This window comes from Qipengyuania aestuarii, from assembly GCF_019711535.1.
Taxonomy (GTDB): Bacteria; Pseudomonadota; Alphaproteobacteria; order Sphingomonadales; family Sphingomonadaceae; genus Qipengyuania; species Qipengyuania aestuarii.
In genome coordinates this window covers 899,697-926,257 of record NZ_JAIGNP010000002.1, presented here as the reverse complement: position 1 = coordinate 926,257, position 26,561 = coordinate 899,697, and the positions used below count along the sequence as shown (strand labels likewise).

The following is a 26,561-nucleotide window of genomic DNA, read 5'->3' as shown; positions in this document are numbered from 1 at the left end:
AGGCGCCAAGGTGAAGGCAGGTAAGTTATTGTTGGTAGAGGACGATCCCGCCCTCTCGGAACTTCTTGAATACAGATTTTCTAATGAGGGGTACGATGTCCGTACTACTGCGGACGGTGACGATGCTTTGCTGCTGGCATCGGAAGACGTACCCGATCTCGTCATCCTGGATTGGATGATCGAGGGCACCAGCGGGATCGAAGTCTGCCGTCGGCTCCGCCGCGACAAGACCACAGCGCATGTTCCGATTATCATGCTGACCGCGCGAGAGGCAGAGGACGACCGTATCCGCGGCCTTGAGACGGGCGCAGACGATTATCTGACCAAGCCGTTTTCCCCACGCGAACTCTTGGCTCGGGTTGCAGCAGTCATGCGCCGGATCCGCCCCGTTTTGGCAGGGGAATCCATTGAAGTAGGCGATTTGACGCTGGATCCGGTCGCCCATAAAGTTTTGCGGCGCGGTACTCCCCTCAAGTTGGGCCCGACCGAGTACCGGTTGCTGAAATTCTTCATGGAAAGCCCTGGGCGGGTGTTCAGCCGCAACCAATTGTTGGATGGTGTGTGGGGTACCGAAAGCGATATCGAACTGCGGACCGTAGATGTGCATATCCGTAGGCTCCGCAAAGCATTGGAGATCGACGGGGCAAAGGATCCGGTCCGCACCGTCCGTAGCGCGGGATATTCGCTGGAAGCGGCTTGATTAGCGGCAGACGCTGGTCCAGCGGCTATCCATGTCCAGATGAAAGTGATCGGCGTGGGCAGCGTTGTAATCCGGTGACAGCACCGTCGAGAATGCAGTGCACGCCCCGTCACGTACCTCGCGTAGAAATAGCGCCTTATCGGCCTCGCCGTCCCAGTCGCCAAGCACGCTAATCCGTCTGCCGTCTTCGAGCACGAAACCTGCAATATCAAGCGCATTTGCAGTCGCATGCTCGCTCCACGCGCCTTCATCGCGACCATAAATCCGCCGGCAGGAATAGGCACCCAGGTGCTCGATTCGCGTGATTCTACTGCCGAAAATTTCTTCAGCCTTGGTTTCGAGTGTATCCTTTTTCCATAGCTCCATAGCGATGGCGACCGGGCAAGTCGTTGCGGGCACGCCGGGACTTAGCGGAAAGGTTGATAATTGAGTGCGGTCCGTTCGGCGGCACTCTCCCTCTCCCGCCGGATCCAGCACATTGAATGCCACACCGCTGCGCTCCAACACTGCGCGGCAGGCGGGCACGTCATCCCGTAAGGCGAGAAGTTTCTGCTGGGTCGCCCAGCCTTGCGGGTCGTCGAGCGAGAGCGGCGCCCATGGATTGTGTTCGGGATGTGCAGCCAACCACGCGCGGGCCGCGATGAACAGATTTGCCAGCACGAGCAGGGCGAGAACTCGTCGGTCTAATACGAACTTACCGATATGGCGTGACAGGGTGAATTTCACAGCTCAGTTCCATAGAGATCGACTGCAACAGCCAAGGCTATCAAAATGAATACGCAGCCAATCGCTCGATCGATCCAGCGTCGCGTCGCGGTCTTTTCCATAGCGCCAGCCAAACGCTTTCCGGCAAAGATGTACAGCGAGCCAATGATCATATCGAGTATAAGCGCGATCAGCGCGAGCGTGACGATCTGCCATCCCACCGGCAGTTCCGGATCAACGAACGGGGGAATGACCGCCACCATGTAGACCAGTGACTTGGGATTGCCGATGGCCACTGCAATTCCATCACGAAATGCATGGGACGATGGTTTGCGGGAAGGCTCGGCATTATCTGCGTCGTCGGCATGAAAGGAAAGCCAGATGGCTTTTACCCCTAGCCACGCTAGATAGGCTATTCCGAAGAGCGCCAGAAGACGAAAGGCCAGGGGGTAGGCCTTAGCCAGCGTACCAAGTCCGAATGCCGCAGCGATCCACCAGATAATGTAGCCGATCTGCATACCCACCAGCGCTGTCCAGCCAGACCGCGGACCGCGCCAGATTGCCTGCCCCATGACAAACATCATCGACGGTCCGGGCACGATACTTGTCGCAGCGGTGACAAGAGCAAAAGCCAGTAATCGCTCGGCGTCAAACATGCGATCGGCGCCTAACGCGAGGTTCAATGGAAGTCGCGCGATTTCGGAATAATGCGAACATTTCGCGGATGCCCTTGGTGCCATCCGCACTCGCGATTGCCGGGCTGTGGCTCCTGCCATGGTTCGACTGGCCGGTAAGGATCATTCTGACCCTCACGCAGATTGTCACGTGGGTTGAACTTGTCGGGTAAAGGTGAGGAGACATGATCGGCGCGCGCAAGCGGGGCGTTGAGCATGTCGTCGGAGAGCTTGTGGAGATCCGCCGTCGCATCGGTCATGTGTTGTGCGATAACATGGATCACTTCGTCGTCATATTCGACACGTCCGCGTACTTCCATCAATCGCGCCCCCATCACCACGCGCCGCTGCTTCTCTTTCAGATCCGGCCAGATCACGAGATTGATGACGCCGGTTTCGTCTTCCAAAGTGATGAAGCACACACCTTTGGCACTGCCAGGGCGCTGGCGGATCAGCACCACGCCAGCGACATGGACCATGCTGCGAAATTTCTTCTCTCGAAGATCGCAGGCACGCACGAACCCGCGATCGTTTAAGCTTGCCCGCAGGAAAGTCATGGGATGCGCCTTGAGGCTGAGGCGAGTAGTCTGGTAATCCGCGACGACTTCCTCGGACAGCGGCATTTGCGGCAGGCGCGTAACTTGCTTTTCCGCACCCTCGTCACGGGCAGCAGCGGCCATGAACAGCGGCAAGTCAGGTCCCGCGATGAGGCTCCTCGCATCCCATAGTGCCTGCCTGCGAGATAGGTTCATCGAGCCGAAGGCATCTGCACTGGCCAGCCGTTCGACATGGGCAGGACCGATCCGCGCTCGATCGCGCAAGGCTTGCACATCATCATAGATGCCCCTCTCTTCTCGTTCCGCTACCAATTGCGCAGCGACAGCTTCCGGCAGGCCATCGATCTGCCTCAAGCCCAGCCGCAGCGCCACGCAATTGCCGACGCGACCATCTGTAGGAGCATCCGGCGGCTGCAGCTTTTCCAGCGTGCAGTCCCAGTGCGAGTGGTTCACATCGGCAGGCAGGACCTGCACCCCATGTTCCGCCGCGTCGCGCACGATCTGCGCCGGGGCATAAAATCCCATCGGCTGCGAATTGAGCAGCGCGCAGGCGAACGCCGCTGGAAAGTGGCACTTGAGCCAGCTGGACACATAGACCAGATGGGCGAAGCTCGCCGCATGGCTTTCGGGGAAACCGTATTCGCCGAAACCGCGTATCTGGTTGAAGCAGCGCTGGGCGAAATCTCGTTCGTAGCCACGATCGACCATGCGTTCGACCATCAGGTCCTGCAATTCGTCCACCATGCCGCGGCTGCGGAAAGTCGCCATGGCCTTGCGTAACCGGTTCGCTTCCTCGGACGAAAACTTGGCCGCATCTAGCGCGATCTTCATCGCCTGTTCCTGAAAGATTGGTACGCCAAGCGTGCGCTCAAGAATGCTCGATAGCTCGTCTGAAGGGCCGCACTGAGGCGATGGCGCGGGGATAACCACCTCCTCTGCTCCGCGGCGACGCTTGAGGTACGGATGCACCATGTCGCCCTGGATCGGCCCAGGGCGGACGATCGCAACCTGGATAACGAGATCGTAAAACTCGCGCGGCCGCAGACGAGGCAGCATGTTCATCTGTGCGCGACTTTCCACCTGAAACACGCCCAGCGAGTCGCCCTTGCGCAGCATGGCATATGTTTCCGGATCCTCGCCCGGGACCGTGGCAAGGCTTAGCTGTTGTCCGTGATGATCGTCCAGAAGGTCGAGGCATTTCCTGATGCAAGTAAGCATTCCCAGGGCCAGGACGTCGACCTTTAGAATACCGAGCGCATCGATATCGTCCTTATCCCACTCGATAAAGCTGCGATCGGGCATAGCCCCGTTACCAACCGGAACCGTTTCCGTAAGCGCGCCGTCGGTGAGGATGAAACCGCCGACATGTTGGGACAAATGGCGTGGCATACCAATCATCTGTTCGGTCAATTTGAGAACGCGTTTTAAATGCGGATCGGTTACATCCATGCCGGTTTCTGCGGCGTGCTTATCACTGATTTCACGGCCCCATCCACCCCATACGGTTTTTGCGAGCGCCGCAGTGACATCCTCGCTCAGACCCATCGCCTTACCTACTTCGCGGATCGCCATTCGCGGACGATAGTGGATCACCGTGGCGCATAGCCCAGCTCGCCTGCGGCCGTATTTGCGGTAGAGGTACTGGATGACTTCCTCGCGCCGCTCATGCTCGAAATCCACGTCGATATCAGGTGGCTCTCGCCGATCTTCGGAGATGAAGCGATCGAACAGGAGCTGGTGTTTCGACGGGTCGACATTGGTGATACCAAGACAGTAGCAAACAGCCGAATTGGCCGCACTGCCGCGCCCTTGGCACAAAATAGGTGGATCAACCTCCTTTCGAGCGAAGTCGACGATGTCCTTGATTGTCAGGAAATAGCGGGCAAGATCCATCTTCCCAATCAGCGCCAATTCCTTGCTTAGCGTCGCTGCCACGCTTTTGGGGACACCTTCGGGATAGCGCCAGTCGGCCCCCTTCCAAGTCTCAGTTTCAAGATAAGCCTGTGGATGGGTCCCCTCGGGATAGAATTCCTCGGGGTATTCATATCGCAACTGATCAAGGCTGAAATCGCAGGCGTCAGCAACTGCGCGCGCGGCCTCGATTGCATGCGGCCATGGTTCGAACAAACGGCACATCGTCTCGGGCGGCTTCAGATATCGCTCGGCATTGCCGTGGAGCAAGTATCCGGCACGCGCCACAGTGGTCTTGTGGCGAATTGCAGTCATCACGTCCTGCAGCGGACGACGTTCGGGTGTGTGATAATGAACGTCATTGGAGGCCAGGATCGAAAGACCGTTAGCCTTTGCAAGCGCGTCGATCCGCGCAATCCGGGCAAGATCATCGCCAGTATAAAGGAAACTGGCTGCCATATGACACAGCGTTGGAAACCGGGCGGCAAGGAGCGGAACGATTTCTTGAAACTTCGCCGTGTATAGCGCCCTTCCCTTCTCACCATCCGAGGCATGGTCATCAGCAGCACCGCCGGGAATGGTAAACTCGCTTGCCAGATCCGACGGCGGGATGAGAATCAACTGCACGCCTTCACTGTGCTCAGCAAGCATATCTAGCGAGATGTCGCAGGCGCCCTTCTCCTGCCATCGGCCATCGAATGTCCTCATCCGACCTGCAGAAATCAGGCTGCACAAGCGACCATAGGCTTGGCGATCTCGTGGATACGCAAGAAAGGCCAAACCTTCGGCAGTCTCTATTCTACAGCCGATGCACGGCTTGAGCTTGAGCTTCTTTGCCTCGGTATGCATGCGCACCACGCCTGCCATGCTATTGGCATCGGCTATCCCGATAGCATCATATCCCAGCTTTTGCGCCTGCAGCGCGAGGTCGACTGCATCGCTGGCTCCACGCAGGAAACTGAAACAGGAAACAAGACCCAGTTCTACGAATGGTGCGCGCGCTGGTGCATTTACGTCCTCGGGATCAAGATCAATGGTTCGCTTTGGTATCTGCTGGTCATTCTCGGGCATCGCACCGATCCCGGAAAATCATTGTGTCAGCTCCTCGAGCCTCACCTTCACGGCGGCGAGATCGGCATCAAATAATCGCTCTTGCTCCTCGCGTGCGCGGCCATCGAGACGCAGCAGATAGGAAGGATGTGCGGTGACCCATAACTCACTGCCGTCTTCCAGCGGAATCGGGGTACTGCGGACCTTGGAGATACTTACCGTTTTTCCCAGTATGCCACGCGCCGCACTGGCGCCCATGGCCAAAACCAGCTTGGGCTGCACAATTGCGCGCTCACTCTCGATCCACCAACGGCAGGTATCGATCTCTTTTGCACCCGGATTCTGGTGCAGCCGCCGCTTGCCGCGCTGTACATATTTGAAATGCTTGACCGTATTGGTGACATAAGCCACGCGCCGATCAATCCCGACCTTTTCCAGATGCACGTCAAGTAGCTGGCCTGCCGGACCGACGAAGGGACGGCCCTGCTGATCTTCCTGATCGCCTGGCTGCTCGCCCACGATCATGAATGCAGCATCTCGCGGCCCTTCCCCCATGACAGCATGGCTGTCGAGCAGGCCAATCGGACATTTGCGGCAGGCATGGATGGCTTTATCGATCGCTTCCAGCGTCTCGGGCCGCTCCTCGAATTCGAGCGTACCTTTCTCGACCATGGTGCTCTCCCGTTTCTGCGCTCCCGCCACCAACTCGGGAATAAGCGCGGCTTCCGGCATATTCTTCCAGTATTTCTTGGGCATTTCCTTCAACATGGCGCCGACTTTGAGACGCGCGGGGTTGAAGATCGACGCATAATAGCTGCGCCACAAATCCTCCATTGAATCCCCGCCGGGCGCATCGCGGCGCTGGGCAGGGGGACCTTCGGACATGGTCTCGGTGTCCCAATGCAGGCTGCCCTGCGGGGTCAGGATCGACCAGCGCATGTTGGAAAAGCGCCGCATAAAAAAGCCAGCATTCGCGCGCAAGATGTGATGCTCGGGCTCGAACCAGGCGACGTAATGCTCGCCCAACTCCGGCCCCTCTGAAACACTTGCACTCTCTACGAGCCGGAAGCGCACGAAGGCATGCATCTTGTGGCTGTCGCGCCGGACATTCTTATCCAGTTCCTCGATCCGGCGCAGGTCGGGATCGGCCTTGTCTTCCATGATTCGTGGAATGGTCTGCAACCGCCACAGCAAGCGGTAGAGCAGCGCAAAGCGTTCTGCATCGGAATGAAGGATCGCATTCTTCGCCAAGCTCAAAAAACGCCGGTTGGCACGTACGGGACGGATATCGACCGGAGGCGCGGGCGCACGGCGTTCACCATGTGCGAACAGGTCGCCGCTTCCGCCAGGTTCGACCCAGGCGACGCGATCGGGCGGAACAGCGCATTGTACCAGTGCCCGCGCCTGTTCACGCCAGAAATCGAAATCATCCGGCTCGGGTAAATGCACCACATAATAGGTGCCGAGCTTGACATGCTGGAGCGCGGTCATGCGGCAAACAGTTCAAGCTGTTCGGTTTTGGGTGCGAGCAAACTGCGCAGGTCGGCACGATCGGTCAGTGTGATTGGCCGCCAGTCCACGGTGCAGATAAAAGGCCGCACCTTGGCGATCGACTGCGTAAGCAGTGCTACGTCGTCAAGCCGCAGTGTACGATGACGGCGGCTGACAAGGATTTTATGTACCGCCTTCACCCCTAGCCCCGGCACGCGCAGCAACTGCTCTTTGCTCGCCCTGTTCACATCCACCGGAAAAGCTTCGCGAAACTTCAATGCCCAAGCGAGTTTGGGATCAATATCGAGCGGCAGATTTCCGTCTGCCTCTGTCGCCTGCATTACGTCGCTCGGCTTGTAGCCATAGAAGCGCATCAACCAGTCGGATTGATAGAGCCTATGCTCGCGGATCAAGGGAGGGCGCTTGAGCGGCAGCACAGCGCTGGCATCTGGTATCGGCGAAAAGGCACTGTAATAAACACGGCGCAGGCGAAAATTATCGTAGAGCCGGCTCGCCTTGCCCACAATATCGGCATCGGTCGCGGCATCGGCGCCGACGATCATCTGCGTGGACTGGCCGGCAGGGGCGAAACGCGGTGCGTGGCGAAACCGCTTCTTTGCATCTTTCGCCTCGACTAAATCGGCCTTCACCTTGCCCATTGCGCCTTCAATCTGCCGCGCATCCTTATCGGGAGCGAGGCGGGTCAGCCCGCTGTCAGTCGGCAATTCGACATTGATTGAGACGCGATCAGCATAAAGCCCGGCCTGATGGACGATCTCCGAATCCGCCTCGGGAATGGTCTTAAGATGAATATAGCCGCGAAAATCATGCTCTTCGCGTAGGATACGGGCAACTTCGACGATCTGCTCCATCGTATGGTTAGAGTTCTTCACGATGCCGGAGGAGAGAAACAAACCTTCGATATAATTGCGCCGGTAAAAAGCGAGAGTGAGATCGACCACTTCTTGCGGTGTGAAGCGCGCCCTTATCACGTTCGAACTCTTCCGATTGACGCAGTAATGGCAGTCAAACACGCAGTGATTGGTCAGCAATATCTTGAGCAGCGAGATGCAGCGTCCATCGGGGGCATATGCGTGACAAATGCCCATGCCTTCCGTCGATCCGATGCCCTTGCCTCCGAGACTGTTCTTGTTCGCCGTGCCGGAGGATGCGCAGGATGCATCGTACTTAGCGGCGTCGGCGAGAATCTCGAGCTTCTGAAGGACGGTTTGCGCAGCCATTCGTTCTCTATATGTTCTAAATTAGAATTCACCAAGAACAAATGATGGGCTCGTGCTTTATACCGCAAATTCGTGACGTGCCCCTTCCCATTTCGCCGGCTCCGCAGCGCATACGGAACTCACAGCCATCCCGATTTGTTTGAAAAGCAAACGAACGGAAGGGATGTGCTGATGGCAAATATTACTACCCGAGATGGCACGCATCTGCGCTACAAGGAATTGGGCGAAGGACGGCCTGTGATCCTCATTCATGGTTGGCCCCTTTCTGCGGATAGCTGGGACCCGATCATGATGAAACTGGCAGAAAACGGCTATCGCGCGATCGCATATGATCGCCGCGGTTTCGGCCATTCGGACCACGCAAAGTCAGGCTATGATTATGATACTTTTGCCGACGATCTGGCTGATGTGATGAAAGAGATCGGAGCGACCGACAACGTTGCTCTAGTCGGCTTTTCAATGGGTGGAGGAGAGATCGCTCGTTATATGTCGCGCCATGAAGGCCGAGGCGTAACGCAGACAGTGCTTGTTAGCTCTGTCGTGCCCTACATGTTGAAAACCGAAGATAATCCCGACGGCGTTCCTCAAAGCACGTTTGATGAAATGACAGAAGGCATGAAGAAAGATTTTCGGGCCTTCTTTACGGGTTTCTTTAAAGATTTTTACGGCAACGATGTAAGCGACGAAGAACGCCACTGGGCTTGGCAAACGACCATGCATGCGAGCCAATATGCTACGCTTCAGTCGGCCGATGCTTTCGCAACAACCGATTTTCGGGAAGAGCTTGCTAGCTTTCGCGTTCCAACGCTGGTCATACATGGCACCAAGGATGTGACCGTACCGATTAACGCCACTGGGCGTGCCGTAGCCGACCAAGTCAAAAGCGCATCGTTAATTGAGTATGAAGGTGAGCCACATGCCGTCTTCGCCACACAAACTGAGCGACTGGGTGACGACATCCTCCAGTTTCTCGGTCAAGCTAAGCACTGAACCTGGATCTCACCATATCAAATAAGGGGCGCTATTACGCGCCCCTTTTCCAATCATTTGTCACGGCAACTTGAGGCTCGTGATAACTCGAAATTAACCATTACCTTGTAAAAAGAGATGAATAAGAGAGGCTCGCCGAGTGGCACTTTTCCAGAAAAAATCCGGTGAGAAGACCGACGAGCGCAGAACGGTACAGCGCTATTCCGTAGATTGTAGTGCAAGGTTGAAGATGCCTGGCGGTAATCGGGATGGACGCTTGTCAGATCTTTCACAGTCCGGAGCTCGCTTCGAGACACCCAATCCGCCGCAAAAAGATGTTTCAGGCTTGCTGACATGGGGAGAGCACGAGTTCTTCGGTAAGATCGTATGGACTCGTGACAGCAGTTGCGGATTTCTTTTCGAGCGCCCCATACCTCCAGCGGTTGTCGAGGAAACCTGTGATGTGGTTGAAGTGGAATCCGGGCCGGTAGCGAAATTCGATAATATTCCCGTAGCCAAACGAGGACGCCGGGCTTCGCTAGTTTCGCGTGACAGCTGAGCTTGCGAAAGGCGATGCTCAGGCGAATAAGCCCTGCAGGTACCAGTCCGGCATATCGCCGCGCCCATCTCCTATAATGCCAAGGCGATAGATCCAGTAGCGCCTTCCCCGCTGGTCCTCGATCCGGTAATAATCGCGTAACCGTGTGCTGCCCCGTTCGCGCCACCATTCAGGAGCAATACGCTCCGGACCCTCAACACGTTTGATATCATGCACCTCGCCGCGCCAGCGAAATCGCTTCGGATAGCCGTCGGGGGTCGCATAGAGCACGGCAATACGCTCGGCTTTGTCGAGCAGTTTCAAAGGACGTTTATGGAAAGCTAGCTGCCCCTGACTAGTAGGTTCCGGTTCTAGTGGCGATTGGCCGCGCTGCGCACGTTCGGGAATATGGCTGGGAAAGGGCACGAGCCGCGTGATGGCACCCGGGCCAAGACGTACCGCAAGCCGATCGACCAAGGTGGACAGCGCAATGCCGTGATTTTGCGAAGCCGTCTCGATATCGCTTTGATCCAACGCCAGCTTTTCGGTCCAAATGGCTCGCAGTCGCAACATTTCGATTCCGAATCCGGCATCCACATCGTCAAGCTTTCTGGCAAAAAGGCGCACAATATGGGCCGCCTCCCGTGTGGCTGCAGCAAGCTCGATGTGGCGCGTCACCACCTCTCCGTCAACGCGCCATAAGCCGAGTTCAAGTCCCCGGGCGCCCTCCCCTCTGCCCTCCAGTTCGCGTGCCATGTCACCAGCCAAATCCCTGACCACCTGATCAAGCAGCTGACGGTGACGGATAGGCTCAAGCAGGCGGCGCTGCACCATGGGTACTTTTTGGGGAATGACCGGCAATAAAGGCTCCGGTATCCGGCCAAGCAACTGGTCAAGCCGGGTGAGCGGATTGGCTGAGGGAGATTTACGGTTGCGAAACCGTCGATTGATCGCATCGCTGTCAATCGTGGAAAGTTCGCCCAATTTCTTGAGCCCAAGCCGGCGAAGAACGGTAACGATATCCTGATCCAACCTTAGCGCTTCTACAGGAAGTTCGCCCAGCCTTGCTTTCATATCCTCATGTTGTTGCAAGATCGTGCCAGATGCAGCGTGGTGAGCCAGCGCCCAGGCTGCCCCGGCAGTCGGAGCTATGGCACAGCGCATATCAACCTCGCGCTGTGTGAAGGCGGCGGCCACATCGACAAGTAATTTGTCTTCGCCTCCGAAAAGATGCGCCACTGCAGTAACATCGACCAGCAGGCCATCGGTTCCATCTATTGCCGACCACGGCCCCCAACGCCGCGCCCAGACGGCCAGCTTTTCCAAGAAAACGAGATCGCCCGCCGGGTCGGCAACTGCCGTTATGATTTCCGGACAAAGCGTGCGCGCATCGGCAAGCATCATGCCCGGCCTTGCCCCCGCAGCAGCGCCTGGGCGGCTGGTGGCAGCGATCCGTGGACCGTGCGCTGTATCAGCGGTCAGAACAAAGGGCTTTTCGTCGAATTTCCGCCTCTCGACCGCGCCCAGCCGCCAACGATCCATGGCCATGGCAGGTAGCCAGATAGAGAGGATGCGGCGTGGCACATTCACGGCAAATCACCAAACTAGCGCCGATTGCCTTGGACCTGTCGAAAGTGCAGCTGCTCCGAAAGCGCAGTGTTCGCACTCTCAACTGCAGTCTTTTTCGGCCTAAAAGACAGCCTTTCGACAACATTGGTATGCGCTGAATATGGCTGCGTATGCCGAGCGACTGAAAATGGCTTGTCACTCTGCCGCGAAGAATCATTCGGTAGGTCGCGACGAGCCTCCAGTCGCGTCCCGATCTCTTCGAAAATCCATTCACCGGGCGGATGCGCACGAGCGCGAAACAGTTCCCCGCGCCACGACGGATCACCAGGGGCCTGCGCGTTCCATCTGGGCTCAGCGGACGGAGCAGCAGTCACTTCCCATCGCATTCGAGCCGAGGACAGTTCACGCTCCGCATCTATCCTCAGCAGGAATAGAGGCACTTCGTATTTTTGCGCAGTCAGCGTCAAACGTCGTGAAGCAGTGAAGTCCAGCCCTTTCGGATTGCCTGCAATTTCTCCTATAACGAAGCACAGTTCGCGACAGCGCAGACCTTCCTCCAGTGCGAAAAGCGCATCTTCAGGTCTGTCGGTGAGAACGTGAACTACACGCGACTGCAAATCTGGTGGCAATCCTGGCCGGTACGGCTTGCCCCCCAGTCGCGCCGCCTCACGGGTTTGAACCCACAATACATTTCGCTGATCTTGCACCGCTTTATCATCATTGCACAAGGCGCTACGCCAGTCGTCTAACGCCAGCGCCAGTGCGGCCCCGATGCCGGTTGCCTCTCTCGAAGAAGTGAAAACTTCGCTGTGCAGCGCCTTGCCTTGCACAGCAGCCAATCCAGGACGCCAGCGCTCACTATGCCAGACAGGCAGTGTGGCAACATCATCAGAAACCGTCGCAGGTAAAGGTGGAATGGCTGTTTGGGTCATCAGGGAATCGACTCTGTGTTCCCATTATGTTCCAAAAGCCGTCCATTAGCAATTCCTGCTCCATCTTTTCCCGCATCTGTCTCGGGACCGAACCTGCCCTTCGCTCATTGACCAGATGAACCAATCTCGGAGACCACAATGAAACACGCCGAAGGTAATCCCGACGAACTGAAGACCAAATTCTGGAAGGCGCTGGCCGACAGCCCGTTCCTTTTCCTGCAGCTAGACAACGACAGCTCCAGCGCAGTCCCGATGAGCCCGCAACTCGACAAGGATGCCAACAGCTCGATCTGGTTTTTCACGCACACAAAAAGCGACTTTTGCAAACTCGGCCCTGTAACTGCGACATTCGCCGGCAAGGGCCACGAAATGTTCGCCCGCTTCAACGGAAACCTGGTAAAAGAAACCAGTCAGGAGCGCTTCGATCAATTCTGGAACAATTTCGTTGAAGCCTGGTACGACGGTGGCAAGAACGATCCTGACATTTTCTTCATGCGCATGGATCTAGGCGATGCCGAAATCTGGAGCGGCGATCTGGGACTCCTCAACACGGCAAAGATGGCCTTGGGGATGAGTGTCCACGAAGAGGCTGAAGAAAAGCACGTCAAATCAGCTGACCTTTAATTTAACAAGATCAAACAAAGGGCCGCCTCGATAGGGCGGCCCTTTTCGATTCTTACCGATCCGAATGGATCGGAACTGCGGTTTCTTCCCCAAGCACATCATCGGCTACTTCAACGATGCCCTGCCCCAACCGGCTATGGCTTCTACTATAGCCAAAATAAACCAGCAGACCGATCAAACTCCAGACAGGCAATACCAGCATTGCCGCACTTGGCAGATTGAGAAACAAAGAAGCACAACCGAAAATAGTTGCCGGGCCTACCAACCACAAAATAGGCGTTCGGAAATCTCGCTTCCGTTCTGGCGCAGTCCGCCGCAGCACCATGACCGCAACTGCCACCATCAAGAACGCATAGAGCGTTCCCGCGTTGGCAATGTCGGCCAATTGTCCAACAGGAAAGAATGCGGCCCCGATGGCGACGATCACCCCGGTAATGGCAGTTACGACATAGGGCGTCTTCCACCGAGGATGCACTTTCGAAAGACCATCCGGCAGCAAGCCATCACGACTCATCACGAAAAATATTCTAGTCTGAGCAAAAAGCAGGACAAGAATGACCGATGGCAAGGCGAGAAAAGCAGCCACGCCAAGAACATTCCCAATCCCTGAAAATCCGATCTGACGCAGCACATGCGCCAAGGCTTCATTGGAGCAGACCAACGCCTCGACGTGCTCCGGAAGAGCGCATTGCCGGGCTAACTCCTCGGAACCTGCAGGAAAGGGGATATTGCCGGGCCCCATGATAGGCTGCCCACCGATAGTCCCGATCGCTCCCGCCGCCACGAGTATATAAAATACAGTGCAGAATATAAGCGAACCGACCAGACCTATCGGTACATTGCGCTGCGGGTTCTTCGTTTCCTCAGCAGCCGTAGATACGGCATCGAACCCCACATAGGCGAAGAAGATAGTCGCGGCAGCACCTACAGCACCTACCCCAGAGCCGAAACCGCCGAACAGACCGGCCGGAAGAAACGGGTTGAACTTGTCCGGATCGAAATAGGCACTGGTCAGAGTAAGTCCGATAAATGCCGTCAGCGCTGTCACTTTGATAGCGACGAGGAAGGCATTGACCTTGGCGCTCTCGCTCGTGCCAATCATCAACAACCATGTGATAAGCAAAGCGATAACCATAGCAGGCAAATTGATCAATCCGCCTGCCTCGCCGCCCAAGACGAGTGGGCCTGCAGATAACCAGCGCGGCAATTCAATGCCGAGAAATTCATTCAGAATGGTGCCGCTGAAATAGCCGGACCATCCCACCGAAACTGCCGACGCGGCAATTGCGTATTCGAGGATAAGCGCCCAGCCCACGGTCCAAGCGACCAATTCCCCGACGGTGGCATAGCTGTAGGTATAGGCCGAACCGGCTACCGGGATCATGGAAGCGATTTCGGCGTAACAGAGCGCGGCTACCACGCAGACGGCCCCCGCGATGACAAATGCCAGCATTAGGCCCGGACCTGCCTTTTGAGCGCCAGCAGCCGTCAAAACGAAAATTCCGGTGCCGATGATACAACCGATGCCAAACAGCATTAATTGCAGCGCGCCCAATGAACGGTGCAACGACTTCCTTTGTGCCGCAGCCAGAATGGCATCGAGCGGCTTAACCCTGTCGAAGATCATATACGGCCAGAGGCCTCCACCGGCCCGCCGCGAGACAGCCCCGCTCCGCCAACCGGAAGCTCAGCATTTACGCGCGAACTTCCGGACGGAAAAGAGGATTTCGCTCAGCCTCCCAAGATGCTCGGAAAAAGGCCCGTCACGAGGATGATGGTCACTGCAAGCGGACACAGCCAAGCGATGAGAAACCGCCACACGCCAAAGGCGATCGGTGAAAGGCCCGTGGTCGTGCGAAGCAGATTGCCGTCTGCTTTCCACCCGATAAAGAGGGACGTAAGCAGCGCTCCGAGCGGCAACATGATTTTTCCGGTAAACCCATCGATGGTGTCGAGAATGTCCGTCTCTGCAAAAAGCGACCAGAATCCGAGCGGCCTTACATCCGAAAGAACGTTGTAACCTAGCAGGCAGAAAATGCCGATCAGGAAGGCCCCAACTCCAAAGACCAAGGCGGATTTAGGACGGCTCCAGCCCAGTTCGCCGATCCCCCAGGCCGTGGGCACTTCCAACAGCGAGATCGAACTGGTGATTGCAGCTACGAGGATGAGCAAGAAGAAAAGAAAGCCGAACAACGCGCCCCCAGGCATAGTCTGGAATGCGAAGGGCAGCGTCTGGAACACCAGCGTCGGCCCCGCTGCGGGATCGAGGCCCACAGCAAACACGATCGGGAAGATCATAAGGCCCGCCAGCAACGCGACACTGGTATCCGCGATGGCAATCATAGCAGCTGTTGCGCCCAGATTGCTTTTCTCCTTGATGTAGGAGCCGTAGGTAATGAGGCCTGCAACGCCGAGCGACAGAGAAAAAAGAGCTTGGCCGAGCGCAGAATTCATAACTTCAGGTGTAAGCTTCGACCAGTCGGGGGTGAACAGGAAAGCGGCAGCTTCGCCGATATCCCCTTCTATCGCTCCATAAACGACCAGTCCGATAAGCAGAACAAAAAACGCAGGCATAAGGTAAGTCGCCGCCTTTTCGATGCCGGAACTTACTCCTCGCGCCACAATGTAAAGCGTAAGCCCCATGAAACCCAAGTGCATGACGAGCAGGAGCGGCCACGAAGCGAACATATCCCCCAGCCTCTGCTGGATCTGAGCTTCATTCTCGCCTGCAAGTGCCCCGCGGAAAAAATCGCCGGAGGTAATCGCCTGCACCAGATCCCATCCCATCACTCCCGCGTAGTAGAGGACCCAGCCTGCCACGACCGAATAGAAGGAAACGATCAGAAAGGCGGCAACCGCGCCGATACCACCGAAGATGGACCAGCCTGGCGATGCTTTTGATGCCTGAGCCACTTTACGGATAGAGCCGACAGCATCGGTCTGACCGACGCGGCCTATGAAGACCTCGGAAAGGACAAGAGGAAGGCCGAGCAGGAAAACGCAGGCGATATAGAATATGACGAACGCACCGCCCCCGCTCTCACCTGCGAGTGTCGGAAAACGCCAGATATTTCCAAGGCCGACCGCAGCGCCGACCGCAGCAAGAATGAATGCAGAGCGTGAGGACCAACCCTCACCCGTAGTTTTTCCGGCAGCGACCATTCTCGACTAATTCCCTCTCCATCAGGCAGTGCCTCCCGCACTGCTCACGTGCGCGGGCTTTAAGCACGTAATCCTGCCCCTGTCCAAGCCTCGCTTCCAACTGTCGACAACGCTTGCTAGGGCGTGCCACATGTCAACGACCTTCCAGCTCGACACCAGCACCAGCCGCGCCAATCCCACACCGCAGCCCATGAAGCGGCTGACAGTACCAAAGATTCGTGCACGAAAGAGCGAAGGCGATAGCCGCGAACCTCTGGTCATGCTCACTGCATACACAGCGAGACAGGCACAACTGCTCGACGCACATTGTGACATGTTGCTGGTAGGTGATTCCCTGGGGCAGGTGATATATGGGCTACCTTCAACCGTGCCTGTGACCTTGGATATGATGGTCAATCACGCTGCGGCTGTGGTGCGCGGGAGTTACCATGCAGTGGTAGTCGTCGATATGCCCTTCGGTTCTTACGAAGGCTCGAAAGAAAAAGCCTTCGACAGCGCAGCCCGGTTGTTGAAAGAAAGCGGCGCGGCAGCGGTGAAGCTCGAGGGCGGCGAGCAGATGGCCGAGACTGTCGCATTCCTCAATCAAAGAGGCATACCAGTCATGGGACACGTCGGGCTGACACCTCAGGCAGTAAATGTCCTGGGTGGTTACATGGCTCGCGGCCGTGATGAGGCGGAAGCTCAAAAGATCATCGGCGATGCGAAGGCGCTGGATGAAGCGGGGGCGTTCGCGATCGTTCTGGAAGGGGTGCTCGAACCAATCGCAGTAGAGGCGACGAGAGCTGTCGCTTGTCCGACAATCGGCATCGGCGCCTCCGCGCAGTGCGACGGACAGGTCCTCGTGACCGAGGACATGCTCGGAATGTTCGATCGCGTGCCCCGCTTCGTCAAGAAATACGAAAATATAGCCGACGTAATTGAAAAGACGGTGGCGCAATATGCCGAAGAAGTGCGTGGACGCGCTTTCCCGTCATCTGACCAGACTTACCAGCCGAAGGGCTGAGGAACCCCTCACATGAAAACAATCCGCGAATATTACACCTTTTCCTTTGTGTTCACGGCGATCTGCTTCGCGCTGGCTGCCTGGTATGGCTGGTCGAGCACCGGCTCACTCACTGCCACGCTCGGGATTTTGTGGATTGTGCTTGTTCTTTCCATCCTCGAAGTCTCACTAAGCTTCGATAATGCTGTAGTAAATGCGACCGTGCTGCGAGACATGGATCCGGTCTGGCAAAAACGTTTTCTTACGATTGGCATCTTGATTGCGGTATTCGGAATGAGGATTGTATTCCCGATCGCCATTGTTGCTATCGCAGCCCAAGTCGGGCCGCTAGAAGCGATCGACCTGTCTCTGAACAATCCCGCTGAGTACGAAAGAATAGTGTCCGATGCTCACGTTGGCATCGCCGGCTTCGGCGGCGCATTTCTCGCGATGGTTGGTCTGACTTTCTTTTTTGACAATGAAAAGGAAGTGCACTGGATTCGTATTGTAGAGCAATCGATCAACAAGTTTTCAAATGTTCCCGCCGTCGAAATCGGCTTGGTCTTGCTGCTTGTTTATTTTGTGTCGACTCTCCTACCCGCAGCTGACGATGTGACATTCCTCACTGCCGCAATCCTCGGCTTGGTGACGTTCATAGCAGTCCATGCGATAGCAGCGATAATCGAGGAGCGAGAGGCCAGGAAGAAAGCTGTTGGAGAGATCGTGAAATCTGGCCTAGGCGGTTTTCTCTATCTCGAGGTGCTCGATGCGAGCTTCAGCTTCGATGGTGTAATCGGCGCATTTGCTCTCTCGAACAATATGATAATCATCGCCTTAGGATTGTCGGTCGGGGCCATGTTCGTGCGCTCCATGACTATCCACCTCGTGAAAACGGGAACTCTCGCCCAGTATCGCTATCTCGAGCACGGCGCATTCTGGGCGATCATCGTGCTGGGCATGATCATGTTACTGTCAGCTCGCTATCACATTCCTGAGACGGTCACCGGCCTATTGGGAGCGGTTTTGATTGGTCTCAGCTTCCTGTGGTCTGTCAGATATAATCGCCGCTATCCGGACGAGGCAACGACTTCAGCCGACTAGCAAGCGGAGCTGCAAGTACAAGTTGGAAGAGGTGATAGAGCAGTAGCGGGAGGACGATGAATCCAGCCGTCGATGGCTTAAAAAGAATGGTTGCCAACGGGGCACCGATGGCGGCGGATTTTTGTCCACCTGCGAAAAGAAACGAGATACTATCGTTCACCTGCAGGCGGAGGCTTCGTGCAGCGAGCCACGCGCCCAAATGCGCAACAAGGATTAGCGCCAGAACCATGCCTATAGTCCAGAGCCAGCCCTGCGGATCAATACGGGTCCAAATGCCTTGCACCACCGCACCGGAAAACGCCACGTAAACAGCCAGCGCGATCACACCGCGGTCGAGCCAAATAATCTTCGCTTTGTGGGTCGCAATGAATGGACCTGTAAGATTTTGCACGATCTGGCCGATGGCGAAAGGGACGATAAGGATCAGCATAATCTTGATGATGACATCGCTTCCGATTGCACCTTCGCCCGTGCCACCCAAAGCGACGAAGAGGGGAACGCTGATAAAAACTCCGAGGATGCTCAAGATTGCCGCAGCAATGACAGAGAGCGCCACATTTCCCTCAGCAAGCGAACTGTAGGATGTGGATGACTGTACCGTTGTCGGAAGGACACCTAGGTAGAGAAAACCGATTGCCACTAGGGGTGGAACGCTTGACGGGGCTGCTATGGAAAAGCCCAGCCCAAGGAACGCCATGGCCCCGAAACTCCAAAGCACTAGCGGGCCAAGAAACCTGAAATTGGCTGCCCCAGCAAGAACTTCGCTGCGGGGGATCCGCATCCCATTGAGCAGGAAAAGAAGGAATATGCCGGCGTTTGCGGACCACTGCACAAATTCCCGCGCGTGCCCGGCAGCCGGCATTAGAGCGGCCAGCGCGACCGCGGCCGCTAACATAGGAAGCATCGGATCGGATATGAGTGTGCGCAGCGCCATGGCTAGCGCCTAGCCGCGATCCTTTATCCTGTCAGTCCTGCAAATCGTACTGTTTCAACAAGTCGTAGAGAGTGGGCCTGCTTATACCCAATAGCTTGGCCGTCATGGATATATTGCCTTGGCTACGAGCCATCGCTTGGCGGATCATCCGCCGATCAGCAGCCTCTCGTGCGTGCTTGAGATTCAGGGCAAGACTTTCATTCTCGCTTTCCTCTGCAAGATCCAAATCTTCTGCGCCAACGAGTTTACCCTCAGCCATAATGACAGCACGCTTTACTCTGTTTTCCAGCTCTCGCACATTGCCTGGCCACTGCCAATTATCGATTGCTGCCAGCGCGTCGGGAGCAAAACCTTTTACTTGCGGATTCATATCCCGTGCGAAGCGGGTAAGGAAATGCTTCGCCAACAAAATGCTATCACCCGGGCGTTCTGCCAAAGAAGGCACTCTGATCACCACTTCAGCCAACCGGTAAAACAGGTCCTCGCGGAATGTCCCTACACCAATCATTTCCTCCAGATTCTGATGGGTCGCGCAGACTATCCGGGTGTTGACGGCGATTTCTTTACGGCCGCCAATCCGCTCAATGACTCTTTCTTGAAGAAACCTCAGCAATTTCACTTGAAGCGTCAATGGAATGTCACCGACTTCGTCGAGGAAGAGAGTGCCGCCGTTGGCCATCTCAATTTTGCCCTCGGTGGTCTTTACCGCGCCTGTAAATGCCCCCTTCTCATGGCCGAAAAGTTCGCTTTCAAGCAGGTTTTCAGGAATTGCAGCGCAGTTGATTGCAACGAACGCACCGCTTCGGCGGTCGCTCGCCTCATGCAATCCTCTGGCGAGCAATTCCTTTCCTGTGCCGCTTGCTCCTAGCAGCATGACTGAGATGTTGGTCGAAGCCACTCGTTCAATCGTACGGGCGACCTTGGCCATTTCGGGTGCCGCGGTAATCATATTACCGAGAACCGTCTTTTCTTCGCCAACCTTTGCGGAAAGGCGCCGGTTCTCTTTCTCGATCTGGCCGAGCTTCACCGCCCGACCGACAATCAAACCTAGTTTCTCAATGTCCACGGGCTTCTGATAGAAATCGTAGGCTCCCCGCTCGATTGCCTGCAACGCACTTTCACGCGCACCGTGGCCAGAAGCGACTACCACCTTTGTATCGGGTTTCATCGCCATGATCGCATCAAGAACAGCTAGGCCCTCGCTCGTCCCGTCCGGATCGGGTGGCAGGCCGAGATCCAGCGTAACAACGTCAGGCTCTTCGCTACGCAGAGCAGCCAGCGCCTGATCCCTATTACCGGCGATAATTACCTCGTAATCGTCGTAGGCCCATTTCAACTGAGCCTGGAGGCCTTCGTCATCTTCAACGATGAGGAGTCTCGGCTTGGCTCCTTCCATCACGCAGCCTCCTTTCGCTTCATAGTCGTTGCACTTAAAAGAGTGTGTGCAGATATGAGCGGCAGGCTGATGGTGAACCGTGTGCCGAGGCCTTCCCGCGATTCAACATCGAGTCGCCCACCCATGGAACGGATCATTTCGCGAGCCTCGTAAGCACCGATGCCAAAGCCTCCCTCCTTGGAGGATACGAACGGCGTAAAAAGTCCATTGCGCACGAAGCTTGGACTCATACCCTCCCCGCTATCGGCCACCTGAACTACACCGAATAGACCATCACTAAAAATCTCCAACGTTACAGCACATTCTGGATCGCTGGCATCGATGGCGTTCTGGATGATATGGGCCAAAGCCTGCTCAAAACTCTCGGGACGTCCGCTCACTTGCACGGCTTCCGATCGCAGCAAAGAGACACTGTGAAGGTTCGAATAGCGTTCAACTAACGCACCGGCATGACCTGTGATATCAAAGGCACGAATTTTTTCCTGTCCGCCGGTACCGTATCGCCCAAGACGTGCAAGCATGGTATTCAGTTTGTCAGCGCTGTTGCGCAGAGTAACAAGCATATCCTTCCGAAATTCCGGCTTGTCAGCATGTTTCTCCGCATTTCGCAGCAGGAGGGACATCTGGCTCGACAAATTCTTTATGTCATGCATGACGAACGCCATTCGCCGATTGAATTCATCGAACCTGTTCGCTTCCGACAATGCTTCTTGGCCCGCTTGCTCGGAGAGATAGCTCGCCAATTGCTGCCCTACCACGCCAAGCAAGTCGAAATCTTCCCAGTCAAGCTTTCGGTCGACCAAGGGACGCGAAAGGACCACGGCCCCGACGAGACGCTCAAAATGCAGGAGCGGGACAACGGCCCAAATCTTGAGATCATCTAGCATCCACCGGGGAAGATAAGGGAGCTCTCCGTGATGCTGAATACCCTCACGACTCTCGTCGAGATCGAGAATTAAACCGGTTTGCTCAAAAATCCGCGCAAGCTCGGGGGAAATTGGTTTGGGTGGAATATCCAGATCACCCCATCGCCAATGCCCCCCATTCTGCAAGCAGCCGTCTTCGTTACTCAAAAGCAAAACGCCGGAAGGACTTTCCGTAATTTCGGCAAGTGCTTTCACTGCCCGTTCTTGCAGAGGCCTCTCGCCGGGCGTTGCGCGGCCGATCGTGTGGGTAAAACGAATCCATTCGCTGCGATAATCGTAGCGATATTTGAAAAGATGCTTGAGCGCAGTGACTTTTACCCAGCCGCGCAGTTTCTCGGACGGCAGCCAGATAAGTGCCACGGCGCCTGCAGCAACAAGTAAGCCAAGCTTCGATAAATTTCGGCCGTTGCCCTCGAGAAGATTTAGCCAGCTCGCAAGAAGGAGCATGACCCCTAAATAAAAACCGATCGCAACCAAGGAGAGAAAGCGGAAGGTAGCAGTGCGAGATGGACTGAAAGTCAGCCCTACAGCTTTCCGACTGTACCCAGCAACGAGAAGCAGGGCGACAAATGCAACTGCTATACCGCGGACCGCCATGAGTTCGGGAGGAAAAGAACCGCTGAGCCAAGCCAAATTATGCAAATTCAGGGTGAAGATCCAGAATCCCGCCATTGCTGCCGCATTCCAGCGCAAGGCCTGGCGTGATTGCGGCGATGCACCGACGTAGAGATTATGCACCAAGACCAAGGCGCCCACGGCAGTCAGCATTCGAAGCAATGCCGACGTCTCCGACGAGATCGGCGCCATCCCCGAAACAGCCGCGATGTGATAATCGAGCGAAACGAAGATTACCTGTAAAATCTCGGAGAATGCGAGCGCCACGGCGACTGGCCGAACCATGTGGACACTTTCATCGCGTCCATCAATTCTGAAATGCTGCAGAAGCGTGAAAATCCACGCCAGATTGACGCCAATTTCCGCAATCTTTGTTACGGGATGGTACGGATCCACGCAGGCAGAAGCGGCGCACCAGATCGCCGTCAAAACAAGCGCGATAACTGCAGAAAACCTATCGGATCGTCTGGGCTGGCCAAACCGGGCAATCCACACCGCACAGATTCCGGCCGTTAGTGACCCCACGCAGTAAGAAAAAAAGGATGTATACCCCAGCCAATCCATCAGGAAAGAGCTTTCGGCTCAATCATTTTGGCTACGGACATTTGACCGGCATATCCCATTTGTCTTTCTCAACGACAGAACGGGTTATGGCTGATAAATTCTGAATTGTCGGTAAACTTTACACTTTGTTCTAGGTAAAAAGTGACGCCTAACTGCGCAGGCGTCACATCTCGTCAATTCGCTGGAGTGAATGTTTTAGTTTTCAACTGCGTCCTGCACAGCATTACCGGCGTTTTGTGCGGCATCTCCGACCTGTCCTGCTGCCTCGCCGACCTGATCTGCCGCACCTGCGACAGCGTTATCCTTGGCAACTTCAGCCCCCCTCATCTGCGAAAAAATAAGCACTGCTGCAATTGCGACTACTGCAAGGATGATCAGCAAACCCCAGGAAGTCCCGCTGCTTTTGCGGCCTTCCCCATCGGTCACGACCGTGTGTGTGGTATGAGTATTGCCGGCTCTGTCAGTCGTCTCGGTAATCCGTTCTTCAGTCATTGCATTGCCTTCCTCGAATCTGAATTGTGACGAAAACGCGGCAATCGTTCAGCCGGTTCCGGACAAAGAGGGTTAACGCGATTATCAGCGCTCACCGAATTCGAACGGCGTGGTGCCTCGCCGCATCCGGTCGAAGTGCAGCTTGCGCCCCCGAGGCGGCAACGATCGCTGGGTACAGCCCAGTCGATAGCATCGCGCGCAACCTGGCCCTATCGGCTGGGCATCGGCGGAGCGCAGCGAAAGGCCTCTGGCCTGCGCCAATTCGGTTGCAAGAACGGCCTCGACGCCCACGGCCACGACGAAGCGCGCCTGGCCAGGAGCCCCACTCCCCTCCACACTGCGCATCATAGTAAGCCAGCCGCCTTGGCCTTCTACCGTATCATCAAGGCTGACATATTGGGTAAGCAATTCGCCGCCACGTTCGAAAGCGCGGTGGGCATCCCATAATGGACAAGATACTTCCTCTGCGGCAAAGCGAGCGGTGCTGGCCCCCATGAAGCTCTTGGAAAACTGCCCTGCCCGGTCCAGCCGGATCATGAAGAATGGCAATCCTCTCTGCCCCACTCGCTGCAACGTTGTGAGACGGTGGGCCAGTTGCTCGAAGCTAACTGAAAACCGACGCTCAAGCACGGGAAGGTCGTATCCCGTTCCCTCGCAGGCGCGCAGGAAGCGACCGTAGGGCATCAACAAGGCAGCCGCGAAGTAACCGTCGAGGTGTCGTTTAAAAAAGGCACGAGCAGCTTCGTTCTCGAATGAAGCCCCTTGAGCCACGGAGACGATTTCGTCCTGTTTTTCCAATTGTGCGATTTTAAGAGCCAACTGAAAGTTACGTGACGCCGGCCCCAGCATCTCCGAAAGCTGTACCTGCCGGGCATGTAGATCGAGACGACTGAGGCTTTCAGGCAGAACTTCGCGCGGAAGAATGCGGACCGACAACTGATGCCGCTCGCGTAGGCGCTCCGTAAGCGCAAGACCGATATCGCCGCGCGACAGCCGCATTTCATCGGCTAAGTCCTCTGCAGCGTGATCGAGATCAGCGAAGTGGTTGCGCCAACGTTCGATTTCGTGGCGCGAAGCATCTAGCGGGTCGTCGGGCGTGTCCGCTGCCGGTCCCGCCTTATCGTAAAGCCGCGCGAAGGCCGCCGCGACCTGTGGGGAGGTGGACAGAAACTCGTCCAGTTCCTCGCGGTCGATGTGGAGATCGGCGAAGCGTTCGTCGGCGAACCGCCTGGCAAGGCCTTCGAGCCCCCCAATAGCCTCGTCCTCGCGCATCGAGCGCGGGTCGAAATCGAACTGCTCGACGAGAGCCATGACGACGCGCGCGCTTATGGGGCGCTGGTTGCGCTCGATTAGATTAAGATAGCTGGGGGAGATGGACAGACGCGCGGCCATTGCCGCCTGAGTCAGATTATCTCGTTTTCGCAGCCGCTTGATGGCGGGGCCGGCGCGAACGGCACCATCAGCCATTTGTAAATTCCTTTACATATTTACAGGCCAAATAGCCGGAAAGCGCATTATCTCACAAGATATTTTGTAAATTTCTCTGCACGAATCGCCTGGCTAGGTCCATTACCGCTGCAACAGCCCACACCATCCGGGCCTTACGGACAGGAGATGATCATGACCTACCAGAGCCACATTGCGAAGATGAACGAGACCATCGCCCAGAATGGCGACAGCTGGGCTGCCGTCGATGCTGCCAGCGCAGCGCGCATGGCCGTCCAGAACCGTTTCCCCACTGGTCTCGATATCGCACGCTACACGGCGAAAATCATGCGTGAGGACATGGAGGCTTATGACGCCGATCCGGCGAATTACACCCAGTCGCTCGGCTGCTGGCACGGCTTTATCGCTCAGCAAAAGATGATATCGATCAAGAAGCATTTCGGCAGTACCAAGCGCCGCTATCTCTATCTTTCGGGTTGGATGGTTGCCGCGTTGCGCAGCGAATTCGGGCCCCTGCCCGATCAGTCGATGCACGAGAAGACCAGCGTTCCCGCATTGATCGAAGAACTCTATACCTTCTTGAAGCAAGCCGACGCACGTGAGCTGGGCGGACTGTTCCGCGAACTTGATGACGCCAAGGAAAAGGGCGATGCGGTAGCGACTCATCGCCTGCTCAAGGAGATCGACGAGCACCAGACCCATGTTGTGCCGGTCATCGCCGATATCGACGCGGGGTTCGGAAATGCCGAGGCAACCTATTTGCTCGCCAAAAAAATGATCGAGGCTGGCGCCTGCGCGCTGCAGATTGAAAACCAGGTCTCGGACGAGAAGCAGTGTGGCCATCAGGACGGTAAGGTTACCGTCCCGCACGAAGACTTCCTGCAGAAGGTCCGCGCAATCCGTTATGCATTCCTCGAACTTGGCGTTCCAGACGGCATCATCGTGGCGCGCACCGACAGCCTCGGCGCTGGTCTGACCAAGCAGATCGCCTTCTCGAACGAGCCGGGCGACCTGGGCGACCAGTACAATGCCTTCCTCGATTGCGACGAAGTCGATCCGGCTAACGTGACGAACGGACAGGTCTTCATCAGCCGCGACGGCAAGCTGCTGGCACCCAAGCGCCTGCCCAGCAATCTCTACCAGTTCCGCGCCGGAACGGGCGAGGACCGCTGCGTGCTCGACTGCATCACTGCGCTCCAGAACGGAGCAGACCTGCTGTGGATCGAGACCGAGAAGCCGCACATCGGCCAGATTGGCGGAATGGTGAATCGCATCCGCGAAGTGATCCCCAATGCCAAGCTGGTCTACAACAACTCGCCCAGCTTCAACTGGACGCTCAATTTCCGCCAGCAGGTGTTCGATGCCTGGGAAGCAGAAGGAAAGGACGTGTCGGGCTTCGACCGCGCGAAGCTGATGAGCGTGGATTACGACGGTACCGAGCTGGCTCAGGAAGCGGACGAGCGGATCCGCACCTTTCAGAAGGATGCGGCGCGGGAAGCTGGCATTTTCCACCATCTGATCACCCTGCCGACCTACCACACGGCGGCGCTGAGCACGGACAATCTCGCGAAGGAATACTTCGGCGATGCGGGCATGCTTGGCTACGTCAAGAATGTGCAGCGTGAAGAAATTCGTCAGGGTATTGCCTGCGTCAAGCACCAGAACATGGCTGGCAGCGATATCGGCGATGACCACAAGGAATACTTTGCCGGCGAAGCGGCCCTCAAGGCCGGCGGCAAGGACAATACAATGAATCAGTTCGCTGCAGCCTAACGGAGAGAAGAGGATGACTACGATGACCGAAGACACCCCAAAGACTGAGCCCGGCCGTGCACGCGCCCTGTTCTCGACCGCCGACTTCCGCCTGCTGCGCACCGCTTTGACCAGCTATGCCCGCCAGACCGAAGACCGCGAGGAGCTGGCGAAAATCAACGCCTTGCATCACCGCCTCGGCACCTACGTCCCCTCGGACGGCTGATTTA

At 56.5% G+C, this 26,561-nt stretch carries 22 protein-coding genes; 8 read left to right on the top strand and 14 right to left on the bottom strand.

Going from position 1 to position 26,561, the window contains the following annotated elements:
* Positions 1 to 10: 10 nt before the first annotated feature.
* Positions 11 to 700 (top strand): phosphate regulon transcriptional regulator PhoB, encoded by a 690-nt coding sequence (phoB, locus tag K3175_RS09620; RefSeq protein WP_221543210.1) that lies wholly within the window; start codon positions 11 to 13, stop codon positions 698 to 700.
* Here the strand turns inward: phoB and K3175_RS09615 are convergent, their stop codons facing one another.
* Genes K3175_RS09615 through K3175_RS09595 form a run of 5 tightly spaced genes read right to left on the bottom strand, consistent with a single transcriptional unit; the run spans position 701 to position 8,329 of the window.
* On the bottom strand, positions 701 to 1,426 hold the full coding sequence (locus K3175_RS09615) for an extensin-like domain-containing protein (RefSeq protein WP_221543115.1): 726 nt from the start codon (positions 1,424 to 1,426) through the stop codon (positions 701 to 703). It abuts the gene before it with no gap.
* Positions 1,423 to 2,061, bottom strand: a complete 639-nt coding sequence (locus K3175_RS09610; RefSeq protein ID WP_221543114.1) for a LysE family translocator — start codon at positions 2,059 to 2,061, stop codon at positions 1,423 to 1,425. Before K3175_RS09610 ends, K3175_RS09615 begins: the two co-directional genes overlap by 4 nt.
* A 23-nt stretch (positions 2,062 to 2,084) precedes the next feature.
* The gene (locus K3175_RS09605; RefSeq protein ID WP_221543113.1) at positions 2,085 to 5,618 is read right to left on the bottom strand and encodes an error-prone DNA polymerase; all 3,534 of its coding nucleotides are present in this window, start codon (positions 5,616 to 5,618) and stop codon (positions 2,085 to 2,087) included.
* 18 nt (positions 5,619 to 5,636) lie between these two features.
* A complete protein-coding gene (locus tag K3175_RS09600) occupies positions 5,637 to 7,088 on the bottom strand; it encodes a UdgX family uracil-DNA binding protein (protein WP_221543112.1) in 1,452 nt (483 codons plus the stop codon).
* A complete protein-coding gene (locus tag K3175_RS09595) occupies positions 7,085 to 8,329 on the bottom strand; it encodes a putative DNA modification/repair radical SAM protein (protein WP_221543111.1) in 1,245 nt (414 codons plus the stop codon). Before K3175_RS09595 ends, K3175_RS09600 begins: the two co-directional genes overlap by 4 nt.
* A 171-nt stretch (positions 8,330 to 8,500) precedes the next feature.
* On the opposite strand from K3175_RS09595, the gene K3175_RS09590 reads away from it, so the two are divergent.
* Positions 8,501 to 9,319 carry an alpha/beta fold hydrolase gene (locus tag K3175_RS09590; protein WP_221543110.1) on the top strand — a complete coding sequence of 273 codons (819 nt, stop codon included), beginning with the start codon at positions 8,501 to 8,503 and terminating at the stop codon, positions 9,317 to 9,319.
* Between the two features lie 139 nt (positions 9,320 to 9,458).
* The gene (locus K3175_RS09585) at positions 9,459 to 9,857 is read left to right on the top strand and encodes a PilZ domain-containing protein (RefSeq protein WP_221543109.1); all 399 of its coding nucleotides are present in this window, start codon (positions 9,459 to 9,461) and stop codon (positions 9,855 to 9,857) included.
* A gap of 18 nt (positions 9,858 to 9,875) precedes the next feature.
* On the opposite strand, the gene K3175_RS09580 is transcribed toward K3175_RS09585, so the two are convergent.
* The gene (locus K3175_RS09580) at positions 9,876 to 11,384 is read right to left on the bottom strand and encodes a DUF6504 family protein (protein WP_221543108.1); all 1,509 of its coding nucleotides are present in this window, start codon (positions 11,382 to 11,384) and stop codon (positions 9,876 to 9,878) included.
* 56 nt (positions 11,385 to 11,440) lie between these two features.
* Entirely contained in the window at positions 11,441 to 12,337 is an 897-nt protein-coding gene (locus K3175_RS09575; RefSeq protein ID WP_221543107.1) for an ImuA family protein, read from the bottom strand.
* A gap of 138 nt (positions 12,338 to 12,475) precedes the next feature.
* On the opposite strand from K3175_RS09575, the gene K3175_RS09570 reads away from it, so the two are divergent.
* Positions 12,476 to 12,961, top strand: coding sequence for a pyridoxamine 5'-phosphate oxidase family protein (locus K3175_RS09570; protein ID WP_221543106.1), 486 nt, complete (start codon positions 12,476 to 12,478; stop codon positions 12,959 to 12,961).
* Between the two features lie 52 nt (positions 12,962 to 13,013).
* Here the strand turns inward: K3175_RS09570 and K3175_RS09565 are convergent, their stop codons facing one another.
* Together K3175_RS09565 and K3175_RS09560 are read right to left on the bottom strand one after the other, a co-directional pair.
* Entirely contained in the window at positions 13,014 to 14,588 is a 1,575-nt protein-coding gene (locus K3175_RS09565) for an amino acid permease (protein ID WP_221543105.1), read from the bottom strand.
* A 104-nt stretch (positions 14,589 to 14,692) separates the two neighbouring features.
* Positions 14,693 to 16,123, bottom strand: coding sequence for a sodium-dependent transporter (locus K3175_RS09560; RefSeq protein ID WP_221543104.1), 1,431 nt, complete (start codon positions 16,121 to 16,123; stop codon positions 14,693 to 14,695).
* A 130-nt stretch (positions 16,124 to 16,253) separates the two neighbouring features.
* Here K3175_RS09560 and panB point away from each other — a divergent pair, with 130 nt between their 5' ends.
* Together panB and K3175_RS09550 are read left to right on the top strand one after the other, a co-directional pair.
* Positions 16,254 to 17,126, top strand: coding sequence for a 3-methyl-2-oxobutanoate hydroxymethyltransferase (gene panB, locus K3175_RS09555; protein ID WP_221543103.1), 873 nt, complete (start codon positions 16,254 to 16,256; stop codon positions 17,124 to 17,126).
* Between the two features lie 12 nt (positions 17,127 to 17,138).
* A complete protein-coding gene (locus K3175_RS09550; RefSeq protein WP_221543102.1) occupies positions 17,139 to 18,206 on the top strand; it encodes a DUF475 domain-containing protein in 1,068 nt (355 codons plus the stop codon).
* Here the strand turns inward: K3175_RS09550 and K3175_RS09545 are convergent.
* The 5 genes from K3175_RS09545 to K3175_RS09525 all read right to left on the bottom strand — a co-directional run bounded on the left by K3175_RS09545 (position 18,157) and on the right by K3175_RS09525 (position 24,600).
* On the bottom strand, positions 18,157 to 19,140 hold the full coding sequence (locus K3175_RS09545; protein ID WP_221543101.1) for a bile acid:sodium symporter family protein: 984 nt from the start codon (positions 19,138 to 19,140) through the stop codon (positions 18,157 to 18,159). The genes K3175_RS09550 and K3175_RS09545 overlap by 50 nt on opposite strands.
* Positions 19,141 to 19,171: 31 nt before the next feature.
* Entirely contained in the window at positions 19,172 to 20,536 is a 1,365-nt protein-coding gene (gene prsR, locus K3175_RS09540; RefSeq protein ID WP_221543100.1) for a PEP-CTERM-box response regulator transcription factor, read from the bottom strand.
* On the bottom strand, positions 20,536 to 22,641 hold the full coding sequence (gene prsK, locus K3175_RS09535) for an XrtA/PEP-CTERM system histidine kinase PrsK (RefSeq protein ID WP_221543099.1): 2,106 nt from the start codon (positions 22,639 to 22,641) through the stop codon (positions 20,536 to 20,538). Before prsK ends, prsR begins: the two co-directional genes overlap by 1 nt.
* Positions 22,642 to 22,836: 195 nt before the next feature.
* The gene (locus tag K3175_RS09530) at positions 22,837 to 23,133 is read right to left on the bottom strand and encodes a hypothetical protein (protein ID WP_221543098.1); all 297 of its coding nucleotides are present in this window, start codon (positions 23,131 to 23,133) and stop codon (positions 22,837 to 22,839) included.
* An 84-nt stretch (positions 23,134 to 23,217) separates the two neighbouring features.
* Positions 23,218 to 24,600 (bottom strand): helix-turn-helix domain-containing protein, encoded by a 1,383-nt coding sequence (locus K3175_RS09525; protein WP_221543097.1) that lies wholly within the window; start codon positions 24,598 to 24,600, stop codon positions 23,218 to 23,220.
* 153 nt (positions 24,601 to 24,753) lie between these two features.
* Between K3175_RS09525 and K3175_RS09520 the strand changes: the two genes are divergently transcribed.
* The gene (locus tag K3175_RS09520) at positions 24,754 to 26,352 is read left to right on the top strand and encodes an isocitrate lyase (RefSeq protein ID WP_221543096.1); all 1,599 of its coding nucleotides are present in this window, start codon (positions 24,754 to 24,756) and stop codon (positions 26,350 to 26,352) included.
* A 22-nt stretch (positions 26,353 to 26,374) separates the two neighbouring features.
* Positions 26,375 to 26,557: a hypothetical protein gene (locus K3175_RS09515; RefSeq protein ID WP_006832439.1), complete on the top strand. Its 183-nt coding sequence runs from the start codon at positions 26,375 to 26,377 to the stop codon at positions 26,555 to 26,557.
* Positions 26,558 to 26,561 lie beyond the last annotated feature (4 nt).

Bases quoted from the DNA above. Each gene is read 5' to 3' on its own strand.
- K3175_RS09610 (WP_221543114.1), bottom strand. From the start codon at position 2,061: ATGTTTGACGCCGAGCGATTACTGGCTTTTGCTCTTGTCACCGCTGCG.
- K3175_RS09605 (WP_221543113.1), bottom strand. From the start codon at position 5,618: ATGCCCGAGAATGACCAGCAGATACCAAAGCGAACCATTGATCTTGAT.
- K3175_RS09600 (WP_221543112.1), bottom strand. From the start codon at position 7,088: ATGACCGCGCTCCAGCATGTCAAGCTCGGCACCTATTATGTGGTGCAT.
- K3175_RS09595 (WP_221543111.1), bottom strand. From the start codon at position 8,329: ATGGCTGCGCAAACCGTCCTTCAGAAGCTCGAGATTCTCGCCGACGCC.
- K3175_RS09590 (WP_221543110.1), top strand. From the start codon at position 8,501: ATGGCAAATATTACTACCCGAGATGGCACGCATCTGCGCTACAAGGAA.
- K3175_RS09580 (WP_221543108.1), bottom strand. From the start codon at position 11,384: ATGGCCATGGATCGTTGGCGGCTGGGCGCGGTCGAGAGGCGGAAATTC.
- K3175_RS09575 (WP_221543107.1), bottom strand. From the start codon at position 12,337: ATGACCCAAACAGCCATTCCACCTTTACCTGCGACGGTTTCTGATGAT.
- K3175_RS09570 (WP_221543106.1), top strand. From the start codon at position 12,476: ATGAAACACGCCGAAGGTAATCCCGACGAACTGAAGACCAAATTCTGG.
- K3175_RS09565 (WP_221543105.1), bottom strand. From the start codon at position 14,588: ATGATCTTCGACAGGGTTAAGCCGCTCGATGCCATTCTGGCTGCGGCA.
- K3175_RS09560 (WP_221543104.1), bottom strand. From the start codon at position 16,123: ATGGTCGCTGCCGGAAAAACTACGGGTGAGGGTTGGTCCTCACGCTCT.
- panB (WP_221543103.1), top strand. From the start codon at position 16,254: ATGTCAACGACCTTCCAGCTCGACACCAGCACCAGCCGCGCCAATCCC.
- K3175_RS09550 (WP_221543102.1), top strand. From the start codon at position 17,139: ATGAAAACAATCCGCGAATATTACACCTTTTCCTTTGTGTTCACGGCG.
- K3175_RS09545 (WP_221543101.1), bottom strand. From the start codon at position 19,140: ATGGCGCTGCGCACACTCATATCCGATCCGATGCTTCCTATGTTAGCG.
- prsR (WP_221543100.1), bottom strand. From the start codon at position 20,536: ATGGAAGGAGCCAAGCCGAGACTCCTCATCGTTGAAGATGACGAAGGC.
- prsK (WP_221543099.1), bottom strand. From the start codon at position 22,641: ATGGATTGGCTGGGGTATACATCCTTTTTTTCTTACTGCGTGGGGTCA.
- K3175_RS09530 (WP_221543098.1), bottom strand. From the start codon at position 23,133: ATGACTGAAGAACGGATTACCGAGACGACTGACAGAGCCGGCAATACT.
- K3175_RS09525 (WP_221543097.1), bottom strand. From the start codon at position 24,600: ATGGCTGATGGTGCCGTTCGCGCCGGCCCCGCCATCAAGCGGCTGCGA.
- K3175_RS09520 (WP_221543096.1), top strand. From the start codon at position 24,754: ATGACCTACCAGAGCCACATTGCGAAGATGAACGAGACCATCGCCCAG.
- K3175_RS09515 (WP_006832439.1), top strand. From the start codon at position 26,375: ATGACCGAAGACACCCCAAAGACTGAGCCCGGCCGTGCACGCGCCCTG.